Here is a 4,347-nt window from a genome sequence, read left to right as displayed (position 1 = left end):
ATGTGCTCGGTAACGACCAGTTCGGCGCCGATGGTCAAGGCGCGCTAACCGGTGCCACCGTTCAGGGTGGCGCGACCGTCGGTACCGTCGCAGTCAACCCGGACGGCAGCCTGACCTTCACGCCCAACCCTGGCTTCGTCGGCAACGCCACCATCGACTATATCGCCACCGACGGCGACGGCAGCACGGTCGGCGGTAGCCTCAATGTGGCGGTCGCCGATGGCGGCACTGATCCCTCCACACCCGATAGCGATGGCGACCCCAATACCAACGCCCCTAATGCTGTCGTCGACGAAGATGGTCTGCCTGGAGGCATTGCCGGTGGCGTCGGTGATGTCCCGGGGGAGCGTACCGTGGCGACTGGCTCACTGGGCTATAGCTTTGGCAGCGACGGCCCCGGCAGCTTTGCCTGGAGCACCGCCGGACTGCCTGCCCTGACATCCGGCGGAAGCCCGGTCACCTGGTCGATAAGCGCCAACGGGCTTTCCCTGTTTGGCACGGACAGCAACGGCAATAGTGTCATTTCGGTGCAAGTGACCAACGTCGCCAACGGTAGCTACCGGGTAGTACTGAGCCGACAGCTGGATCACTCCAGTCCCAACGTCGAGAGCGATATCGATTTCAGCCTCGGCTACACCATCACCGACAGCGTTGGCAACAGCGCCTCGGGGAGCATCGACGTCACGGTCGACGACGACATGCCGGTGGCCAACGCTGACAGCGCCACCACCGACAACGATGGCACCGTCACCGTCGATGTGCTCGGCAACGACCAGTTCGGCGCCGACGGCTCCGGCGACATTACCAACGCCACCGTCCAGGGCGGCGCGGCAGTCGGTACCGTCGCGGTGAACCCGGACGGCACCCTGACCTTCACGCCCAATCCCGGCTTCGTCGGCAACGCCACCATTAACTATACCGCCACCGATGGCGACGGCAGCGCTGTCAGCGGTAACCTTAGCGTCGCGGTCGCCGACGGCGGCACTGAGCCCACCACGCCAGAAACCGAAGGCTCGGCTCCAGTGGTCGCCGTGGTCGATGAGGATGGTCTGCCAGGCGGCAATGCGGGTGGCAATGGTGATGTCGCAGGCACGGCGGTAGTGGTGACGGGGCTGCTGGGTTACAGCTTTGGCGACGACGGACCCGCCGCCGGCGGTGGCTTCGCCTGGGGCTCAGACACTTCGGGTCTGCCTGCACAGACATCCGACGGTCAGGATATTCGCTACTTCCTGAGCAGCAATGCCCTGTCCCTGGTGGGTCTTGATCAAGCCGGCAACCGTGTCATCGCCATCGACATCCTCAATACCGCTACGGGTCAGTACCGAGTTGTACTCTCTCAGCCGCTCGACCACCCGATCGCGGGTACCGAGGATGATCTGCGCTTCAACGTCAGTTACACCATCACGGACAGCGACGGTGACACGGCACAAGGCAACCTGGTCGTCGTGGTCGATGACGACTCACCCAGGACTTCAGCGGTCCAGGTCGGTCAGTTGACCGATGGGGCCACCGCCGACATCAGCTTCTTCGGAGCCGACGGTGCCGGTTCGCTGACCTTCGGTTCAGCACTGGCGGGTACCCAGGTGACAAGTCCGAGTGGCTTGCCGGTCAGAACCTCGAACGGCGACACCCTCACTTATCAGCTGAGTGGTAATGGGCTGACACTCAAGGCGACCACCGCTGGTGGCTTCGTGGCATTCGAGGTCACGCTGGCGTCGGATGGTTCCAGCTACTCCGTCAACGTCTTCGATGACGGCATCGGCCCCATCGGGCAGTCAAGTCTCAATTTCAGCGACGCCACCAAAGAGGTCCTTATCCCATACCAGTTCCAGGGTGAATCCGGAGTCGGGTCTCGCTACCTCGCCTTCGACAATGGCGGCGTCGCCCCAGATGTGGTGGTATCCGCCTGGTCGGTAGACGATGGTGGGAGCAGGGTTAGTTTCCTGAGGACTGATGAGAATGGCTTCGTCGCGGACGGTAGCGATATGCTGACCGGCGAGAACGAAATCACTCGTATCGATTTTGTCGACGATCTAGCCTTCTCCAGCAATCGTCCCAACTGGGAAGATCATCGTGGGGTGACCTTCTTCAGCGACGTCATGGTGCGCGCCGAGAGGATGGAATTCCCCATGGTCGCGATCAAGGCCTTTGGCCTGGCGCCGGATGGCAACGCCACCAGTGGGCATCCCTACGAAGTTGGTCAGGAAAACGTGCTGTCCTTGAGCAGAGGTGATATTCGCTTCTTCGACACGGCAGGACGCGATATCACCTCGCGCCTGGATATTACCGAGCTGGACGACGGCTCATTGCGCATCATGAACATCCCGAGTACTGCTCGCTTCGAGATAACCACCGACGAACCATTCGAAGCCCTGGAGTTCAAGGGACTACATGACTGGTATGGATTTGCTCTGAGCGCTGACTTCGAGTTTTCCTGGCTTGAGAAGGGAGACTTGGGAGGAGGCAATGGCGGAGCCCTGACACTGCCGGTTCAAGGAGCCGATGGGGATGGAGACAGGGTCAACGGAAACCTCGAGTTGGCGTTGCCGTCTTCCGGATCGAACACAAGAATAGCGTCGGCTCGCAGTCTTGATACCGGCAACTCCGATGATGGTGACGGCGAAATCTGGGCGGGAGTCGGTGCAGACACCATCGTGTTCCTCTCGGGAGATGAGGGAACGTCCACCAATCCCTCCATGGATGTGGTGAACAACTTCACCCTGGGAGATACCGCGACAAACGCCGATGCGGATACATTGGATCTGTCCGATCTTCTCCACGACGCCAGCGAGGAGGACGTGTCCGAGTACCTTCATGCAAGTCAAGACGGAGACAACACCGTGCTGTCGGCAAAATCGGACGGCGGTATCGGCGCCTCCGGTGCGGGTGCCGACCAGGTTATCACCCTGACCAACGTCCACATGGCGGGAGCCTCCAGCGATAGCTTCCTTAACCAGCTAGTTCAGCATGGACAGCTCGATGTGGAATAATATCGACAGCTAGATAACGATGACGTAAGAAAAACGACGCGCCACTCGATCCATCATCGGGTGGCGCGTTTTCATTCTTCAACCACCATCTGCTAGGCGCTGTCCGAAAAGTCGACGAGCGAAGGTTAGACAAGGATAAAATCGTTGAGAAAGCGCAGTTTACGGGATGTAAATGAGCATTTTGACCGGGCTGGCGCACCAGCCGATTTTTAACGCCGTATTACCGAGCGCAGGCACTTTTCAGACAAGCCCTAATGATCGGCCTCGCCAGCTAGACACAATACTATAGCCGCCCCGTCCGTCATGGCTCCATGCCATGTAAATTTCTCTTCGCATGCCTTCTTCCCACCACTATTGCAAGGAAACAGGCATCGCCGATCGCCATATCCGGTCGAGAGTTTGCACTGCGTATTGTTTGAATAGAAATGGGTTCCTTCCCATTAAAAAAAGTGGAACATATCAGGGAGAAAAGTCGTATCGAAGAATGATATCCCAGAATGAGCTTCTGTGCCGTTCAGGCTCCAATGATGACGCTTTTCAGGAAGCGCTACCCGATACCTGAAAGTACCGAAAAGCGCCAACCACCCGATGGACGCAGTCATATAAATCAATAACATATAAAACTAAAGTCTACGTCTACTGGCAACCCACAAGGGCTGCTCGCCGAATCCTGACATCGGTCATCCGGTGTACCAACAGAATTATCCGCCAGAAGCGTCATGAACCGGCTTCCGCCAGCCCTCGGGAAGCGATTGAAGGTGATCAACAGATGCAACCCGACCGGCACACTACCATCGATGCCGTACAACTCGCTCCCGCACCGCCTTGGGGGAACACCTCCGCCCAGGAAACCGAATCGACAGCGTTAAACGGCTATTAGCCCCGACATGGTCGCCTCTATCTTCGTTACAACGACCTGCGTAACAACGACCGGCATTACAATGAACAGTGGTGCATATTCCAGCGCCCTCGTGACCGATATACACCCATGTAAGGAAAAAAACTTTTTGGCAAAAAAGGTCAAAAACTCTTGTAGAAGTCAGCTCAAATTGCTGATGTGTGCTCCCCTGACTCGCTCTACTCTGATTCCCACACACTCGTCCATGAGGACAATGTCGCCCTCTTTTTTCCTTGCTTACGTTTAACAAGCCCCGCCTTCCCTAATGGCATTCATGCAAGGAATTACCCAATGAACTTCAACACCGATTCATCATTGAATCAGTCCACTGTCGCCACACTGCTGGCGCAGGACAGCACCACCCAGGTCACCGCCCTGGCGCTGCTGGATGAAGATGGCTTGCCCAATGGTATTCCTGGCGGCCCACAGGATGCGGCTGGCCAGGACACCGTGGCAACC

General features: G+C 58.0%; 1 protein-coding gene. It reads left to right on the top strand.

The window, feature by feature from the left end:
- On the top strand, nucleotides 1-2,990 hold a 2,990-nt coding region (locus NH448_RS23140; RefSeq protein WP_253029560.1), incomplete at its 5' end, for an Ig-like domain-containing protein.
- Nucleotides 2,991-4,347 lie beyond the last annotated feature (1,357 nt).

This window comes from Halomonas sp. OfavH-34-E (genome assembly GCF_024124525.1).
Classification (GTDB): domain Bacteria; phylum Pseudomonadota; class Gammaproteobacteria; order Pseudomonadales; family Halomonadaceae; genus Halomonas; species Halomonas litopenaei.
The sequence above is the reverse complement of the archived record's forward strand: the minus strand, read 5'-3'. Positions and strand labels throughout refer to the sequence as shown.